Here is a 16,982-nt window from a genome sequence, read left to right as displayed (position 1 = left end):
TGAAGAACTAGGAGACATACTCACTCGCGATTACTCCTCGACTTTACCGCCAGCAGCTTCTACAGCAGCTTTAGCGCCTTTAGTCAAAGCAACACCTTGTACAGTGAACGCACGAGTAATTTCACCAGAAAGAACGATACGAGCACGTAACATATCTTTACGTACAACATTCGCAGCTTTCAAAGTTTCAAGTGAAACGATATCACCCTCAACTTTAGCAAGTTCTGACAAACGTACTTCAGCAGTTTTCAAAGCCATTTGGCTAGTGAAACCGAATTTAGGTAAACGACGATATAACGCAGTTTGACCACCTTCAAAGCCTGGACGAACGCCACCACTTTTACGTGATTTTTGACCTTTGACACCACGGCCGCCGGTTTTACCAACGCCAGAACCGATACCACGGCCTAAACGACGATTTTCACGTTTTGCACCTTCAGCAGGTGCAAGCTCATTTAAACGCAGAGTCATGGCTTATTCCTCTACACTAACCATATAGTAGACTTTGTTGATCATACCACGGTTAGAAGGAGTATCTACCACTTCTACAGTATGACCAATACGACGCAGACCTAAACCTTGTAGGCAAAGTTTGTGATTTTTCAAACGATGCGAAGAAGATTTAGTCTGGGTAACTTTAATCGTTTTCATGATTGATTACCCTAAAATTTGTTCTACTGAAAGACCACGTTTCGCAGCTACTTTCTCTGGAGAAGTCATATCACGCAAACCATTAAAAGTCGCGTTTACAACGTTTGCAGCGTTTGTAGAACCATAACATTTAGTCAATACGTTACGTACGCCAGCAGCTTCAAGCACCGCACGCATAGAACCACCAGCAATTACGCCAGTACCTTCAGATGCAGGTTGCATGAATACACGGCTAGCGCCATGACGTGCATTGATTGGGTGTTGTAAAGTACCGTCAACAAGATCAACAGTGATCATGTTACGACGTGCAGCTTCAAGTGCTTTAGAAATAGCAGCTGGAACTTCACGTGCTTTACCGCGACCAAAACCTACACGACCATTACCATCACCTACCACAGTTAATGCTGTGAAAGAGAAGATACGACCGCCCTTAACAACTTTGGCTACACGATCAACGGCAACCAGCTTTTCAACAAGACCTTCGTTTTGTTCAACTTTAGCCATGATTAGAACTCCAAGCCGTTTTCACGAGCAGCATCAGCCAAGGCTTTGATACGACCATGATATTTAAAACCAGAACGGTCAAATGCTACTTTAGTAACACCAGCAGCTTTAGCACGTTCTGCGATTAAAGCACCTACTTTAGTAGCTGAGTCTACATTACCTGTAGTGCCACTACGTAAAGATGCATCCAAAGTAGAAGCTTGCGCTAATACTTTGCCACCATCTGCTGAAATAACTTGCGCATAGATGTGACGCGGCGTGCGGTTTACACACAAACGAGTCGCACCCAATGCACGAATGTGCAAGCGTGTGCTTTTTGCACGACGCAAACGGGATTGTTTCTTTTCGTTCATAAGAACCTCGCGCCTTATTTCTTCTTAGCTTCTTTACGAAGTACAACTTCGTCAGAATAACGAACACCTTTACCTTTATATGGCTCTGGTGGACGGTAACCACGGATATCTGCAGCCACTTGACCTAAAGCTGCTTTATCAGCAGATTTAAGTACGATTTCAGTTGCAGTTGGAGTTTCAGCAGTTACACCTTCTGGAAGGTTGTAGTCGATTGGGTGTGAAAAACCAAGGTTAAGGTTAACAATGTTACCTTTAACCGCAGCTTTATAACCAACACCAATCAGTTGTAACTTGCGTTCGAAACCTTCGCTAACACCTTTTACAAGGTTGTTAAGAACAGCGCGAGCAGTACCAGCTTGCATCCAAGCGTCTTTCGACTCAGCTTTAGGAGCAATTTGAAGTTGACCTTCTTCCTGTTTTAGCTCGACCAGCGCATGCAGGTTGAAAGACAACGTACCTTTGCTGCCTTTCACTTCGACCTGCCGGCCGTTCTGAGTAACTGTTACACCATTTGGTACAGTTACTGGGGCTTTAGCCACACGAGACATGAGGAATCACCTATTAAGAAACAAAAGCAATAACTTCACCACCGATGCCCGCAGCACGTGCAGCGCGATCAGTCATGATGCCTTTGCTTGTAGAAACAATTGCAATACCTAAACCTTGCTTAACGCTCGGAAGTGCATCTTTACCGCGATACTGGCGTAGACCTGGACGGCTTACACGCTTCACAGTTTCGATAACTGGTTTGCCTTCGAAATATTTTAAAGTAATAGTCAAAGTAGCTTTGCCTTCATTGTCAGCAACTTCTACATTTGAAATATAACCTTCTTGTTGAAGTACGTTCGCAATCGCAACTTTCAACTTAGAGTTTGGCATAGAAACAGTTTGTTTCTTTGCCATTTGTGCGTTACGAACACGTGTTAACATGTCGGCAACGGTATCTTGCATACTCATTTATAGTCGCTCCTTACCAGCTTGCCTTAACAACGCCCGGTACATCACCTTGCATTACTGTGTCACGTAATTTGTTACGGCTTAAACCGAACTTACGGAAGTAACCATGAGGACGACCAGTTAAACCACAACGGTTACGAAGACGTACTGGAGATGCATTACGTGGTAATGCTTGTAACTTCATCATCGCATCGAAACGTTCTTCATCAGAAGCATTTACGTTTGCAATCGTTGCTTTTAATTCAGCACGTTTTGCAGCGTATTTAGCAACTGTTTTTTCGCGTTTCAATTCGCGATTAATCATACCTTTCTTAGCCATATCGACCTCTTATTTGAATGGGAAGCCGAAACCACGCATAAGCGCACGGCCTTCGTCATCAGTGCGAGCAGTCGTAGTAATGGTAATGTCCATACCACGAATACGATCGATCTTATCAAAATCGATTTCAGGGAACATGATTTGTTCCTTGAGACCCATTGAGTAGTTACCACGACCATCGAATGATTTCGCAGAGAAACCACGGAAGTCACGGATACGAGGGATCGCAATTGAGATCAAACGGTCTAAGAATTCGTACATTTGTTCGCCGCGTAAAGTAACTTTACAACCAATCGGCCAACCATCACGGATTTTGAAACCTGCGATAGATTTACGAGCTAAAGTAAGTACTGGTTTTTGACCAGCAATAGCTTGCATATCAGCTAAAGCGCCATCTAACAATTTCTTGTCAGCTGCAGCCGCACCAACACCCATATTAATGGTAATTTTTGTGATGCGAGGAATCTCCATCACGTTTGCCAAGCCAAGTTCTTCTTTTAACTTAGCTCGGATTTCGTCGTTATAACGCGTTTTAAGTCTGGCCATAGCCTATTTCAACCTATTACTTCGCCACCGCCACTGATTCACCATTTGACTTGTATACGCGAGTTTTCACGCCTTCAGTCACTTGGTAACCAACACGGTCAGCCTTTTGGGTTGTAGCATTAAAAATTGCCACGTTTGAAATATGAAGCGAAGCTTCTTGTGTAACGATAGCGCCTTCAGCACCAGTTGCACGGTTCGGCTTTTGATGCTTCTTAACCAAGTTAAGGCCTTCTACCATAACACGGTCATTAGAAACAGACAGAACAGTACCCTGTTTGCCTTTTTCTTTACCTGCGATCACAATTACTTGATCGCCTTTTCTAATCTTAGCCATGATTGCCTCTATTTATAGAACTTCAGGAGCCAATGAAATGATTTTCATGAACTGTTCAGTACGAAGTTCACGAGTCACTGGTCCGAAAATACGAGTGGCAATCGGAGCCTTGTTGTTGTTCAAAATAACTGCAGCATTATCATCAAAACGGATCACAGAACCGTCTGGACGACGAATACCGAATTTAGTACGAACTACAACTGCATTCATCACGTCACCTTTTTTAACACGGCCACGTGGAATTGCTTCTTTTACAGTAACTTTAATAATGTCGCCAACAGAAGCATAACGACGATGTGAACCACCTAGTACTTTAATACATTGTACGCGGCGAGCACCACTGTTGTCTGCTACGTCGAGCATACTTTCGGTTTGAATCATTGCCCTACTCCAAAACCGAGTCGCATCACCGGTCGCAATTTCGAAAGGCTCAAAGAGTACTCGAAATTGATCGATGATGCAACAAGAACGTTAATTACTCAGCAGCAGCTTCAACTACTTCAACTAAAGTCCAAGACTTAGTTTTAGACATTGGGCGGCTTTCTTTGATGCTTACAAGATCGCCAGTTTTAGCAACATTGTTCTCATCATGAGCGTGTAATTTAGTTGAACGGCGGATTAATTTGCCATACAACGGGTGTTGAACGCGGCGTTCGATAAGAACAACAATAGACTTGTCCATTTTGTCGCTTACCACTTTACCTGTTAACGTGCGAACTGTTTGCTCACTCATTGTGCGTTCCCCTGTTTTTCGGTAAGGAGGGTCTTGATGCGAGCAATTGTCTTACGAGTAAGCGCAACTTCATGCGATTTACCCAACTGACCAGTTGCTTTCGCCATGCGAAGACGGAATTGATTCAACTGTTGCTCATCAAGCAAAGCCACCAATTCTTCTACCGATTTTTCACGTAGATCTTTAGTTTTCATTACATCACCGTCTTAGTAACGATAGTGGTTTTAAACGGAAGCTTAGCTGCTGCAAGCGTAAACGCTTCACGAGCCAATTCTTCGCTAACACCATCCATTTCGTACAAGATCTTACCTGGTTTGATTTGGCAAACCCAATATTCCACAGAACCTTTACCTTTACCCATACGAACTTCTAAGGGTTTTTCAGTAATTGGTTTGTCTGGGAAAACACGGATAAAGATCTTACCACCACGTTTAACACGACGACTGATTGTACGACGACAAGCTTCAATCTGACGCGCAGTCATTTGACCACGTTCGATAGATTTAAGCGCAACAGTACCAAAAGATACAGTGCTACCGCGATGTGCTAGACCTGTGTTACGGCCTTTTTGTACTTTACGGAATTTAGTACGTTTAGGTTGCAACATGGATTATTCTCCTTTTTCAGCAGAACGATCATTGCGACGACCACGACGCTCTTGACCTTCACCACGACCACGACCACGTTTAGCTGGACGCTCTTCAGCAGGAGCAGGGTTCATGACTTGTTTCATGCCACCTAAAATCTCACCACGGAAAATCCATACTTTAACGCCGATCGTACCGTAAGTAGTCTCAGCACGCATAGTAGCATAATCAATATCAGCACGAAGTGTATGTAAAGGTACACGACCTTCACGGTACCATTCAGTACGTGCAATCTCTGCACCACCTAAACGGCCTGAAACTTCAACTTTGATACCTTTAGCGCCAGCACGCATTGTGTTTTGTACCGCGCGCTTCATAGCACGACGGAACATTACACGTTTTTCTAATTGAGAAGCAATTGCTTCAGCAACTAGACGTGCGTCTAAGTCTGGACGATCAATTTCATTGATACTTACTTGCGCAGGAACACCCATAATATTGGTAAGTTCACGCTGTAATTTCTCAATATCTTCGCCTTTTTTACCGATCACGATACCTGGACGAGCAGTGCTAATTGTTACTTTAGCAGCACCTGTAGGACGTTCGATAAGAATATTGCTGATCATTGCATTCTTAAGTTTTTTAGTTAAAAACTCACGAACTTGCAAATCTTTAAGCAAGTATTCAGCGTATTGTTTCGGATTCGCATACCAGTTAGCGTTATGACGTTTCACAACACCTAGGCGGATACCGATTGGATGAACCTTCTGACCCATATCAAACCCCTACCTTAACGGTGATGTGACAAGTACGCTTAGTAATACGATCTGCACGGCCTTTCGCACGTGGCATAATACGTTTAAGGCTCATGCCTTCATCAACGTAAATCGTAGTTACTTTAAGATCGTCTACATCTAAACTGTTATTATGTTCAGCGTTTGCAATTGCAGATTCCAATGCTTTTTTAACCAAAACCGCAGCTTTTTTGTTGCTGAAATTAAGGATATTAAGCGCGTGAGCAACAGATTTGCCACGGATTAGGTCTGCAACCAAACGAGTTTTTTGTGCCGAGATAGCGGCACCGCGTAATTTAGCAGTTACTTCCATCATAGCACCTATTAACGTTTAGACTTCTTGTCAACACCGTGACCACGATAGGTACGAGTTGGCGCGAATTCACCTAATTTATGACCAACCATATGTTCAGATACAATCACTGGAACATGGTTACGGCCATTATGTACAGAAATTGTTAAACCAACAAAATCCGGGAGGATCATCGAACGACGCGACCAAGTTTTGATCGGCTTACGAGAGTTACTCGCTACTGCCGCTTCAACCTTAGCGAACAAGTGCGCATCGACGAATGGGCCTTTTTTCAGAGAACGAGGCATTGTCAGATTCCTTTACTTGTTACTTAACGCGACGGTCGCGAATGATCATCTTAGTCGTACGCTTATTGGTACGTGTCTTGTACCCTTTCGCTTTTTGACCCCATGGGCTTACAGGTTGAATACCTTTATTACGCCCTTCACCACCACCATGTGGATGGTCTACTGGGTTCATCGCCATACCACGAACGGTAGGACGAACGCCACGCCAGCGTGATGCACCTGCTTTACCAAGTGAACGAAGGTTGCTTTCTGCATTAGATACTTCACCTAATACAGCGCGACATTCAACGTGTACTTTACGCATTTCACCTGAACGAAGACGAATGATTGCGTAAGAACCGTCACGACCCAACAATTGAGCAGAAGTACCAGCTGAACGCACTAGTTGAGCGCCTTTACCGATTTTAAGTTCAATGTTATGTAGTGTAGAACCGATTGGCATGTTGCGAAGTGGCAAGCAGTTACCTGTACGAATTGGAGCATCGTTACCAGATTGTACTTTATCACCAGCGCGAAGGCCTTTAGGTGCAATGATATAACGACGCTCACCGTCAGCATAAAGCACAAGTGCGATATGAGATGTACGGTTAGGATCGTATTCAATACGTTCTACAGTTGCAGGAATACCATCTTTGTTACGTTTAAAGTCAACAAGACGGTAATGCTGCTTATGTCCGCCACCAACGTGACGAGTCGTAATGTGACCGTTGTTATTACGACCACCAGTACGTTTTTTAGCTTCTACCAACGGAGCATAAGGTGCGCCTTTGTGAAGATGGCTATGAACCACTTTCTCTACAAAGCGACGCCCTGGAGACGTTGGCTTACATTTTTGAATCGGCATAATTTTCGTCCTTATTCCGCTGCGCTTTCAGCGGTATCGCCCAAGTCAGCCATTTCGACATCTTGGCCAGCTTTCAGGGTGACGTATGCTTTTTTAACATCAGAACGACGTCCTAATGTACGACCAAAGCGCTTAGTCTTACCTTTAGTGATCGTTGTGTTAACTTTAACAACTTGAACACCAAATAATTGTTCAACTGCTTTTTTGATTTCAAGTTTGTTTGCATCAAGTGCAACTTTAAAAACTTGAACACCAGCAGCTTCACCTAAAACTTGTGCCTTTTCTGAGAATACAGGTCCTTTTAGGACTTGATAGATACGTTCGTTGTTCATCCGAGTTCTACCTCAATTTTCTTAGCAGCAGCAACAGACATTACAACTTTATCGAACGCGATCAAGCCAACAGGATCGATCCCAGCAGCATCTACCACATCAACATGTGGAAGGTTACGTGCAGCTAAGTATAGATTTTCATCTACAGCTTCAGTAACGATTAATGCGCGAGTAGCGTTCAAGTCGTTAAGTTTTGCAAGCAATTCTTTAGTTTTAGGCGCTTCAACAGCAAACTCTTCAACCAATACAAGACGATCTTGGCGAACAAGTTCAGCTAAGATACATTGCATTGCACCGCGGTACATTTTACGGTTAACTTTTTGAGACCAATCTTGTGGACGTGCAGCAAAAGTTTTACCACCACCAACCCAGATTGGGCTACGAATAGAACCAGCACGAGCGCGGCCAGTACCTTTTTGACGGAATGGTTTTTTACCACCACCAGCAACGTCTGCACGTGATTTTTGTGCTTTTGAGCCTTGACGACCACCAGCTAAATAAGCTGTAACAACTTGGTGTACAAGTGCTTCATTAAAGTCACGACCAAACGCAACTTCAGACAATTCAACAGCAGAGCCGGAAACAGTTTTTAAATTCACGTTATTTCCCCTCAGGCCTTGATCGTAGGACGAACGATAACGTCGCCACCAGTAGCACCAGGAATCGCACCTTTAACAACTAGAACTGAACGTTCAGCGTCAATAGATACAACTTCAAGACCTTGTACTGTTACGCGCACATCACCTAAGTGACCAGGCATTTTCTTACCTTTGAATACGCGACCAGGAGTTTGGTTTTGACCTGTAGAACCTAAAACACGGTGAGATACAGAGTTACCATGTGTAGCATCTTGCGTACGGAAGTTCCAACGCTTAACACCACCTTGGAAGCCTTTACCTTTAGATTGACCAGTTACGTCAACAATCTGACCCACTGCAAACAAATCTACACCGATAGTTCCACCAACTTCACGACCTTCAAGATCAGCTTCTGTAGCACGAAACTCTTGAACCAAACGGCCAGCAGCAACACCCGCTTTCGCAAAGTGACCTTTTTGAGCGTTAGTTACGCGAGATTCGCGACGTTCACCAGTAGTGATTTGAATCGCTTGATAACCATCAGTTTCAAGCGTTTTGATTTGAGTGATACGGTTAGGATCAACCTCAATCACTGTTACAGGCACAGAAACACCAGCATCTGTAAAGATACGTGTCATACCGCACTTGCGACCGACTAAACCAATAGCCATGTGCATAAACCTCTAAAAAAGCGGCTTAATTAACTTAGAGCGTTAATTAACCGAAAGCCTTAACCCAATGCGATCTGAACATCAACACCAGCTGCAAGATCCAACTTCATCAATGCATCCACAGTTTTGTCTGTAGGTTGAACGATGTCGATCAAACGTTTATAAGTGCGGATCTCGTATTGGTCACGCGCATCTTTGTTTACGTGTGGTGATGTCAAAACGTTAAAACGCTCGATGCGAGTAGGCATCGGAATTGGACCACATACTTGTGCGCCAGTACGTTTTGCTGTTTCTACGATCTCTTGAGAAGATTGATCAATTAAGCGATGATCAAAAGACTTAAGACGGATACGAATTCTCTGGTTAGACATACCAGTTAACTCCAAGCCAAATATATAAAGAATCACTCCTGACGCATCTCACCCTACTAAAAAGGCAAGTGTCAAGAGCAGTGAATTATCACTAAGGTCGTGATCGATGCCACGACTGTAACGATCTGAATGACTTTCTTGGACATTCAGCCCTTCCTATCGAAGGGTCGCCCATTATAGCGACTGTTTAACGCTTAAGCAAACCTATTTAACCGTTTTTCTTTATTTAGGTCATTTTAATTGTAAATCTACATTGATTATTGCTTAATCACTTCACTCTATCTTTAAAACAAAATCGATTGCATGATTAAGTAGCATATTTCCCATTTGGTAATCCTGCTGTTGAGAGTGCCTTAATGTATTCAAACTCTGTAATGATGCATTATTAAACACCCTATTTTCTTCTTCGTGGTCTATAAAAATATTTAAACTATGTGGAGTAATTTCAGGGTGAAACTGAAAGCCTAGGACATTTTTACCGATTTGATAAAGTTGATTCACGCATGCATGATTTTCTGCTAACCTGATCGCACCTTTAGGAATATCAAAGGTTTCACTGTGCCATTGCATCACCTTCATTCGGTCTGGAATCTGAAATACATTTTCTAATACAGGCTGACTTCTATTGATTAAAGTCCAACCAATTTCTTGTATAGGATTGCGACTTACATTTGCCCCTAACGCATTTGCAATGAGTTGCCCTCCTAAACACAAGCCTATGGCGGGTTTTTCAGTCGCCAAATAACGTCGAATCCATCTTTTTTCGATTTTTAACCATGGATAATTTGCTTCATCATTGACACTCATTTCACCTCCCATGATCATCAGTAAATCAACCTCATCGACATGCGGTAATGCATCTATGTCTAATTGTGAGTCTAGTGGCAAAGCAAAAAACTCTGTGGCGGTAATTTCAGCACCCATTGCCTTTAAATACGCATAGCAACTGCCAAAGCCTTCGCCTGCAATATGTTGAAAATAATGGACTTTCAAATTTCTCATGGGCTTCACCTATTTTTATTGTATGTGTGCTTGACACAATCCAACATTGCTAGAAATACAAAAGCTAAAATGCAAAAACGAAGCCAATATTGAGTTTGGTTATTAATTTTGACAAATTATTGCTTTGTGGCTACGGATGAATATGGTTTGCTAAGTGTCATATTTTTTCTTGTTATTTTGAGTGACACTGTGAAACTAAAACCACAAACTGCATTAATCCATGCCCCACGTAAAGCCCCACAATATATAAATACAATCCAAGCTCCCCTGTATCGTGCATCAACAATTATTTTTGAAAATACCGATGCCCTGTTCGATCGTCATTGGACAGATGATTATGATTATAGTTATGGCACCCATGGCACCCCTACGACCTTTACTTTGGGGGATAATATGGCACAAATTGAGGGGGGGAAATATTGCTTACTAGCGCCAAGTGGGTTGTCTGCCATTAACCTCGTCAATTCATGCTTTTTAAGTTATGGCGATGAGGTTTGGGTTGCGGATAATATTTATGGTCCCAATATGGAACATTTACGCAATTTAGAATCACGTTATGGTATTCAGATTAAAGTATATAATTCAATTGATGTTGAAAGCTTCCAACCAACTCCCAAAGCCAAACTGATTTGGTTAGAAGCTGCAGGTTCGGTCACCTTAGAATTTCCAGATTTGGTTAAACTTGTAAAAAAAGCCCAAGCACATCATCTGTTGACAGCTTTAGATAATACCTGGGGTGCAGGTCTAGCTTTTAATGCCTTTGATTTTAGTGAAGAGCATTTATCTGTCGATATTTCAGTACATGCACTAACCAAATACCCTAGTGGTGGCGGTGATATTTTAATGGGCTCTGTGGTCACACGTGATCAAAAATTACATCATCAATTATTTCGTATGCATGCAATACAAGGCATTGCAATCTCTGGAGATGATGCTGCTCAAGTGCAACGTAGTTTAGCTTCTATGCGAATCCGCTACGAACATCAATCAAAAAGTGCCTTATACCTTTTGAACTGGTTAAAAACACAAAATACTTTCGCTCAAGTTTTACATCCTGCTGATCCTGAGAATATCAGCCATCCTTTCTGGAAAGCAACTTGTCAAACCGAACAGAGTGCTGGCTTGGTGAGTGTTATTTTCCAACCTGAATATGAGATAACCACTGTTCGTAGATTTTGCGATGCATTACAACTCTTTAAACTCGGCTTTAGCTGGGGTGGTCCGGTCAGCCTTGTCATGCTCTATGATTTAAAAACTATGCGTGTTTTGCCACAACAACACTTACAACAAGGGGTATTGGTACGCTTTTGTATCGGCTTGGAAGATACCGAGGATTTGATCCAAGATATTCAACAAGCTTTAAAAACCATCACATAATAAAACCAGAGAGAATAATAGACTCAAGTGTGTCTATTATTCTCTTTTACCAGCTATTCATTGTTTTTCAGTCTTTTAAATGATTAAAATCAAAGTAATGAGATTACATATAACGCTTTGTTTTAGCATTGTAAAAATAGTTAAAAATTAAGCACAACTTACAATTTGTATGTTAAAAAATATTCCAATAACATCAAAATTTTATATAGAAAATAGGTTCACTTATGGCAACGCCACTGGTTATTGCAAAAAAAACATCTAATATCACACAAAACATTGTTTTACATTCTCAATTTGCCAACCGTCACGGACTCATCGCAGGGGCAACAGGAACAGGAAAAACGGTCACCCTAAAAGTTTTGGCTGAAAGCTTTTCTCGCATTGGTGTACCTGTATTTTTAGCGGATGCAAAAGGCGATGTATCAAGTATAGCCAAAACAGGTTCAAGCAATCCAAAGTTTGATGAACGCATTAAAAGCTTAGGTATCGATCAGATTCCGTTTGCAGCTTCACCCACTATTTTTTGGGATCTTTTTGGTGCGCAAGGACACCCAATCCGTACTACAGTTTCAGAAATTGGTCCTTTACTGCTTGCGCAAATGCTTAACTTAAATGAAACCCAAGAAGGTGTGCTCTCTGCTGTTTTTAGGATTGCAGATGATCAAGGTTCATTACTAATTGACTTTAAAGACCTTAAAGCGATGCTGACGTATGTTAGTGAAAATGCAGCCGCACTCAAAGCAGAATATGGCAATCTTTCACCCGCAAGTTTAGGTGCAATCCAGCGCAATCTTTTAGCTTTAGGTGATCAAGGCGGTGATAAATTCTTTGGTGAACCTAGCTTGGATATCATGGATTTTATTCAAACTGACTCCAATGGTCATGGCTACATCAATTTATTGGCGGCTGATAAATTGATGAATACACCTAAACTCTATGCAACTTTTTTACTTTGGATGCTTTCAGAGCTGTTTGAAAAATTACCTGAAGTGGGTGACATGGACAAACCTAAACTGGTGTTTTTCTTTGATGAGGCACATCTATTATTTGATAATGCCAGCCCAGCTTTGCAAGAAAAAATTCAACAAGTGGTACGTCTGATTCGCTCTAAAGGAGTGGGGATTTATTTTATTACACAAAGTCCGCTCGACATTCCTGAGGATGTACTCGGGCAACTGGGTAATCGAATACAACATGCTTTGCGTGCCTTTACACCAAAAGATCAAAAAGCCGTCAAAACTGCTGCAGATACTTTCCGTGCCAATCCAGAGTTTAAAGTAGACCAAGCCATTACCGAACTGGCGGTAGGTGAGGCTTTAATTAGCTGTTTGGATGAACAAGGCACACCACAAATTGTAGAGCGTGGTATGGTAATGCCTCCTTACTCTGCATTTACTCCAATCAACCCAGAAGAGCGCAAGGCATTGATAGCGCAAAGTATTGTTGCGGGTATCTATGAAAATGAAGTTGATCGTGATAGTGCCTATGAAATGTTACAACGCAAAGTAACGGAGAGCGCTCAACAAAAAATTGCCTTTGAACTGGCAGCGCAGCAAGCAAAGCAGCTTGAAGAAATCACTAAGCAACAATTAAAACAACAAGAAGTTGCAGCAAAACAACAAGCCAAAGAGCAAGAACGTATTGCTAAAGAACAGCAAAAGGAAGCTGAACGCGCAGCAAAACAACGTGAAAAACTGACCCAAGATATTGTAGGTACTTTTGCAAAAAGTGCAGCACGCAGCCTAGGTGGTAGTACAGGACAAAAAATTGTTCGTGGCTTACTTGGCTCACTATTTGGAAAAAGATAATTTCTATTTATTTTAATACCAATAAATCATTATTAATTAAGAAGTAACCTATTATTCCTTAATTTTTTAATGGTTTTTTATATTTAGCATATTGCAATTTGCTTATTAAAAATGTATTTTAAATACATCTTATAAAGCCAGATAAAAAGGTCTAGCCATGACACCACAACATATCGAATTAGTAAAATCTACAGTGCCTGTGCTACGTGAAAATGGCGTTGCATTAACACAATATTTTTATAACCGCATGCTGACCAATAATCCTGATCTCAAAAATATTTTTAATATGGATCACCAAAGTTCAGGTCGCCAACCTCGCGCACTTGCAGCTGCAGTTTTGGCTTATGCTGAAAATATTGAAAATCCAAGTGTCTTAGCAAAAGCTGTTGAACACATTGCGACAAAACATGTCAGCTTAGATATTCAAGCAGATCAATACTCTATTGTAGGTGAAAATTTATTACATTCTATTAGTGAGGTTTTAAATGTTCCTTTTGAATCTGACTTGATTGCAGCATGGAAAGAAGCTTATTTACAGCTTGCAGATATTTTAATTAATGCTGAAAAAGCAAAATATGACGGTTTAGCTACACAAAATGGAGGCTGGGCTGGTTGGCGTACTTTTGAGATTTCTGCGATTGAAGAAACGGCAGAAGGCAAGAAATTTACCCTTAAACCCCAAGATGGCAATACGATTCCTGCATCAGAGCCTAAATATTATATTTCAGTAAAAGTTCAGGTACCGAATCACGACATTCAACAACCACAACAATTTACATTTGCTGAAGCACAGCAAGGCAATGACTATCAAATTGTGGTAAAACCTGAACAACAAAAAACTGAGTTTTCTGTGGCAAATATTTTACTTGACCATTATAACGTGGGTGACACCGTTCAAGTAACCGCACCACTTATTGGTTAATCTCTTTTGCTTACAGAAGTAGGTCAGTCTTGTATTGACCTACTTTTTTTTACTGTTTATTATAACTCGATCTTTTCTACGCACTCCCCTTCTTCCCACAGTATTGTTGATAAAACTAGTCGGATTTATCGCCAAATTCTTTTCTTTTCAAGAATTTTCACGTTAACATGGCTTTAAGTTAATGAATTGAAAGTGCTATGCAGTTAAATAAATTTACTGATTATGCTTTGCGTCTAGTCTTATATACCGCACGACCTAGAGATACGCCTTATACCATTGCTGAGATTGCAAAAGATTTGAAAGTGTCAGAAAACCATTTGGTTAAAATTGTGCATTTTATGGCTAAACAAGGATGGCTCATTACCACACGAGGTAAAGGTGGTGGAATTCGCTTAAATCCTGAAGTTAGCACTCTACGACTCGGTGCAATGGTTCGTATTTTGCAAGGTGAGGCACCTATTGTTGAATGCAATACCCCCCCTTGTGTTTTACGTCGTCGATGTGGATTAAAAGGTATTTTGGATAATGCAGTTGAACAGTTTTATCAAGTTTTAGATCAATATACCGTTGCCGATGTACTAAGCCGCTCAACGAATGTTCCAACTTCAAAGCAATCAGCGATCGAACTTATTCAACTTTGATTTGAGTTTCAGTTTAGACATTTTTTGAATTTATTCTCAGAAATTCGTAACACAGAGCGTGATGATTTATACTAAAGCTAATTTTTAGTTTGAAGTTGAATTATGCATCGCAGCAGTGGAAAGTCGAAAAACAGTAAAACAGCAAATGCGCCTCGGCAAAAAATTAGCTACGAAAAAAAAGTAGATTCCGTTATTTCTGAATATGCAAGCACCGCCTTAAATTGGTTGCGCAAAGCTGAGTTCTTAATGAGCGCACCAAAACTCGACTTGTGTGTAGAAGATACAGGTTATGAAGTTGCATTTGCAGGACGCTCAAATGCTGGTAAATCCAGTGCAATTAATGCGATTACCAATCAAAAACAATTGGCTCGTGCCTCTAAAAAGCCTGGTCGCACTCAAATGATCAACTTTTTTAGTCTAGGTAACCCCCACCAACGTTTGGTCGATTTGCCAGGTTACGGTTATGCAGCAGTACCTGAAGCAATGAAAATCGTTTGGCAAAAAGAACTAGAAAACTATCTTATCCATCGTAAAAGTTTACAAGGCTTAATTTTGCTGATGGATATTCGCCATCCACTACAACATTTTGATGTGATGATGTTGGAATGGGCATATTCTCGTCAACTATTTGTGCATGTATTACTGACCAAATCTGACAAACTTAATCGTGGTCCAGCCAATAAAGCCTTACTAGAGGTCAAACAAGAATTGAAGAAAATGAAATTAAATTTTTCGATTCAACTGTTTTCATCTTTAAACAAAGAAGGTTTAGAAGAGTTAGCAAGTGTGATGGGGGGACGTTTGAATTTTACTTTAGATAATCCAACAGGTTTTGATTTGGACAGTATTCCTGAAGCATCAGCAGATGATATAGAAGATGAGATGGAGGACACGAACGCCGCAGAACTCAATGAAAACCCTAACAATAATCTAGATCAATTAAAATAATTGTATAATTGTCCGACCAAATCCATCACCTATTGATATTGGAATGTCCTAAATTGCTAAGAATAATTTAGGGCATTTTTTTATACTAGAAGAATGTGGAATCAAATTAAAAAAATTAGGACAGTACGATGAAGTTATTCTCTCGTTTAAAAAATAGTAAGATTGGATCGTCTATTCAATATCATATCAAACCTCGTAAAGTGAAATTTGAATGGCAAGAAACGCCTGTGGATTGGATTCCAAATCAACCTTTTGCAAGTTATTTCATTAATGAAATTCACAACATTTTACCTGCAGGTGAGTTTTGGTTTTGCCGCTTATATAACCGAGTATTACCAAGAGTCACAGACGAAAAACTTGCTGAAGATGTTCGTGCTTTTATTCGCCAAGAAGCCATGCATGCACAAGCCCATACCTCTGCCAATAAAGAATATCTCACTGTACGTAACATTGATATTCAACGTAATTTAAATCTCATGGATTTTTTATTTGGAAAGTTATTAGCCGATCAACCTCTAGGCATTCATGTACCTAAAGCTTTAGAACATCAATGGGATTTATTTCGTTTAGGTATTGTGGCAACCGTTGAACATATGACCTGTGTATTAGGTAAATATGCACTTTATAATAAAGAATGGGAGCGACTTGGTGCAGATGCCAATATGCTAGATTTGGTAAAATGGCATGGTGCAGAGGAAATTGAGCATCGTACAGTGGCATTTGATTTATATCGTCACCTCGGTGGTGGTTATATTTCCCGTTATTATCAAAGTGTTATCGCTATTATTGCTATTTTAGGTTTATGGGTAGATGGTGCAGCACATATCATGGGACAAGACCCACGCTTTGCAAATAAAAAACCTGCATTTTACAAACCTTGGATATGGCGTGAATGGGCAAGTATTGCACAAAAAGATAATCGCATTATGCCTCATCCGCTTTGGCTCGTGTCGCAACAGCTCGGTTATTTAATGCCGTGGTATGATCCTGTGCATGAAGCAAAAACAGAAGATGCGATTGCCTATTTAGATCAATCTCCTGCTGCTAAGCGTGCATTGCCTCAAGCAGCTTAAAGTACTAAAAAATAAACCATATAAATTCACTTTTATA

The 16,982-nt window shown here is 40.9% G+C and carries 27 protein-coding genes and 1 pseudogene; 6 read left to right on the top strand and 22 right to left on the bottom strand.

Features of this window, described 5'->3' with window-relative positions; translation table 11 throughout:
• Positions 1-30 precede the first annotated feature (30 nt).
• The 22 genes and pseudogenes from rplO to DJ533_RS04905 all read right to left on the bottom strand — a co-directional run bounded on the left by rplO (position 31) and on the right by DJ533_RS04905 (position 10,176).
• Positions 31-471, bottom strand: coding sequence for a 50S ribosomal protein L15 (gene rplO / locus DJ533_RS05010; RefSeq protein WP_065994107.1), 441 nt, complete (start codon positions 469-471; stop codon positions 31-33).
• 3 nt (positions 472-474) lie between these two features.
• The gene (rpmD, locus tag DJ533_RS05005) at positions 475-651 is read right to left on the bottom strand and encodes a 50S ribosomal protein L30 (RefSeq protein WP_004825182.1); all 177 of its coding nucleotides are present in this window, start codon (positions 649-651) and stop codon (positions 475-477) included.
• A gap of 6 nt (positions 652-657) precedes the next feature.
• The gene (rpsE, locus tag DJ533_RS05000; RefSeq protein ID WP_065994106.1) at positions 658-1,155 is read right to left on the bottom strand and encodes a 30S ribosomal protein S5; all 498 of its coding nucleotides are present in this window, start codon (positions 1,153-1,155) and stop codon (positions 658-660) included.
• A gap of 2 nt (positions 1,156-1,157) precedes the next feature.
• Positions 1,158-1,508 carry a 50S ribosomal protein L18 gene (gene rplR, locus DJ533_RS04995; protein ID WP_004725713.1) on the bottom strand — a complete coding sequence of 117 codons (351 nt, stop codon included), beginning with the start codon at positions 1,506-1,508 and terminating at the stop codon, positions 1,158-1,160.
• A gap of 14 nt (positions 1,509-1,522) precedes the next feature.
• Positions 1,523-2,056 (bottom strand): 50S ribosomal protein L6, encoded by a 534-nt coding sequence (gene rplF / locus DJ533_RS04990; protein ID WP_065994105.1) that lies wholly within the window; start codon positions 2,054-2,056, stop codon positions 1,523-1,525.
• 13 nt (positions 2,057-2,069) lie between these two features.
• Entirely contained in the window at positions 2,070-2,465 is a 396-nt protein-coding gene (gene rpsH, locus DJ533_RS04985; protein ID WP_065994104.1) for a 30S ribosomal protein S8, read from the bottom strand.
• A gap of 13 nt (positions 2,466-2,478) precedes the next feature.
• A complete protein-coding gene (rpsN, locus tag DJ533_RS04980) occupies positions 2,479-2,784 on the bottom strand; it encodes a 30S ribosomal protein S14 (protein ID WP_065994103.1) in 306 nt (101 codons plus the stop codon).
• 9 nt (positions 2,785-2,793) lie between these two features.
• Positions 2,794-3,330 (bottom strand): 50S ribosomal protein L5, encoded by a 537-nt coding sequence (gene rplE, locus DJ533_RS04975; RefSeq protein WP_065994102.1) that lies wholly within the window; start codon positions 3,328-3,330, stop codon positions 2,794-2,796.
• 16 nt (positions 3,331-3,346) lie between these two features.
• Positions 3,347-3,664, bottom strand: a complete 318-nt coding sequence (rplX, locus tag DJ533_RS04970) for a 50S ribosomal protein L24 (RefSeq protein ID WP_065994101.1) — start codon at positions 3,662-3,664, stop codon at positions 3,347-3,349.
• 12 nt (positions 3,665-3,676) lie between these two features.
• Positions 3,677-4,045 carry a 50S ribosomal protein L14 gene (gene rplN, locus DJ533_RS04965; RefSeq protein WP_004725701.1) on the bottom strand — a complete coding sequence of 123 codons (369 nt, stop codon included), beginning with the start codon at positions 4,043-4,045 and terminating at the stop codon, positions 3,677-3,679.
• A gap of 94 nt (positions 4,046-4,139) precedes the next feature.
• Entirely contained in the window at positions 4,140-4,397 is a 258-nt protein-coding gene (gene rpsQ, locus DJ533_RS04960; protein WP_065994100.1) for a 30S ribosomal protein S17, read from the bottom strand.
• Positions 4,394-4,591 carry a 50S ribosomal protein L29 gene (gene rpmC, locus DJ533_RS04955; RefSeq protein ID WP_065994099.1) on the bottom strand — a complete coding sequence of 66 codons (198 nt, stop codon included), beginning with the start codon at positions 4,589-4,591 and terminating at the stop codon, positions 4,394-4,396. Before rpmC ends, rpsQ begins: the two co-directional genes overlap by 4 nt.
• A complete protein-coding gene (rplP, locus tag DJ533_RS04950; RefSeq protein ID WP_065994098.1) occupies positions 4,591-5,004 on the bottom strand; it encodes a 50S ribosomal protein L16 in 414 nt (137 codons plus the stop codon). The genes rpmC and rplP overlap by 1 nt, the downstream gene beginning before the upstream one ends.
• Positions 4,944-5,760, bottom strand: a pseudogene (gene rpsC / locus DJ533_RS04945) (30S ribosomal protein S3). The gene rplP and the pseudogene rpsC overlap by 61 nt, the downstream one beginning before the upstream one ends.
• Position 5,761: 1 nt before the next feature.
• Positions 5,762-6,091 (bottom strand): 50S ribosomal protein L22, encoded by a 330-nt coding sequence (gene rplV / locus DJ533_RS04940; protein ID WP_065994096.1) that lies wholly within the window; start codon positions 6,089-6,091, stop codon positions 5,762-5,764.
• An 11-nt stretch (positions 6,092-6,102) separates the two neighbouring features.
• Positions 6,103-6,378 (bottom strand): 30S ribosomal protein S19, encoded by a 276-nt coding sequence (rpsS, locus tag DJ533_RS04935; RefSeq protein ID WP_004869548.1) that lies wholly within the window; start codon positions 6,376-6,378, stop codon positions 6,103-6,105.
• A 19-nt stretch (positions 6,379-6,397) separates the two neighbouring features.
• Positions 6,398-7,222, bottom strand: a complete 825-nt coding sequence (gene rplB, locus DJ533_RS04930; protein ID WP_065994095.1) for a 50S ribosomal protein L2 — start codon at positions 7,220-7,222, stop codon at positions 6,398-6,400.
• A gap of 11 nt (positions 7,223-7,233) precedes the next feature.
• The gene (gene rplW / locus DJ533_RS04925; protein ID WP_065994094.1) at positions 7,234-7,554 is read right to left on the bottom strand and encodes a 50S ribosomal protein L23; all 321 of its coding nucleotides are present in this window, start codon (positions 7,552-7,554) and stop codon (positions 7,234-7,236) included.
• Complete coding sequence (gene rplD, locus DJ533_RS04920; protein ID WP_065994093.1) at positions 7,551-8,153, bottom strand: 50S ribosomal protein L4; 603 nt, start codon at positions 8,151-8,153, stop codon at positions 7,551-7,553. Before rplD ends, rplW begins: the two co-directional genes overlap by 4 nt.
• A gap of 11 nt (positions 8,154-8,164) precedes the next feature.
• Positions 8,165-8,803, bottom strand: coding sequence for a 50S ribosomal protein L3 (rplC, locus tag DJ533_RS04915; protein WP_065994092.1), 639 nt, complete (start codon positions 8,801-8,803; stop codon positions 8,165-8,167).
• Between the two features lie 59 nt (positions 8,804-8,862).
• Complete coding sequence (gene rpsJ, locus DJ533_RS04910; RefSeq protein WP_004725677.1) at positions 8,863-9,174, bottom strand: 30S ribosomal protein S10; 312 nt, start codon at positions 9,172-9,174, stop codon at positions 8,863-8,865.
• A gap of 273 nt (positions 9,175-9,447) precedes the next feature.
• Entirely contained in the window at positions 9,448-10,176 is a 729-nt protein-coding gene (locus DJ533_RS04905; protein WP_065994091.1) for a type 1 glutamine amidotransferase, read from the bottom strand.
• A 189-nt stretch (positions 10,177-10,365) separates the two neighbouring features.
• On the opposite strand from DJ533_RS04905, the gene DJ533_RS04900 reads away from it, so the two are divergent.
• The 6 genes from DJ533_RS04900 to DJ533_RS04875 all read left to right on the top strand — a co-directional run bounded on the left by DJ533_RS04900 (position 10,366) and on the right by DJ533_RS04875 (position 16,945).
• Positions 10,366-11,553, top strand: a complete 1,188-nt coding sequence (locus tag DJ533_RS04900) for a PLP-dependent transferase (RefSeq protein ID WP_065994090.1) — start codon at positions 10,366-10,368, stop codon at positions 11,551-11,553.
• 224 nt (positions 11,554-11,777) lie between these two features.
• Complete coding sequence (locus DJ533_RS04895; RefSeq protein WP_065994089.1) at positions 11,778-13,361, top strand: helicase HerA-like domain-containing protein; 1,584 nt, start codon at positions 11,778-11,780, stop codon at positions 13,359-13,361.
• Positions 13,362-13,518: 157 nt separating this feature from the next.
• A complete protein-coding gene (locus DJ533_RS04890) occupies positions 13,519-14,283 on the top strand; it encodes a globin domain-containing protein (RefSeq protein WP_065994088.1) in 765 nt (254 codons plus the stop codon).
• A 197-nt stretch (positions 14,284-14,480) separates the two neighbouring features.
• A complete protein-coding gene (locus DJ533_RS04885; protein ID WP_065994087.1) occupies positions 14,481-14,924 on the top strand; it encodes an RrF2 family transcriptional regulator in 444 nt (147 codons plus the stop codon).
• 102 nt (positions 14,925-15,026) lie between these two features.
• Complete coding sequence (gene yihA / locus DJ533_RS04880; protein ID WP_065994086.1) at positions 15,027-15,872, top strand: ribosome biogenesis GTP-binding protein YihA/YsxC; 846 nt, start codon at positions 15,027-15,029, stop codon at positions 15,870-15,872.
• Positions 15,873-16,000: 128 nt separating this feature from the next.
• Positions 16,001-16,945 (top strand): metal-dependent hydrolase, encoded by a 945-nt coding sequence (locus DJ533_RS04875; protein ID WP_065994085.1) that lies wholly within the window; start codon positions 16,001-16,003, stop codon positions 16,943-16,945.
• The last annotated feature ends 37 nt before the right edge of the window (positions 16,946-16,982 follow it).

Source organism: Acinetobacter defluvii, assembly GCF_001704615.3.
Taxonomy (GTDB): Bacteria; Pseudomonadota; Gammaproteobacteria; order Pseudomonadales; family Moraxellaceae; genus Acinetobacter; species Acinetobacter defluvii.
The sequence above is the reverse complement of the archived record's forward strand: the minus strand, read 5'-3'. Positions and strand labels throughout refer to the sequence as shown.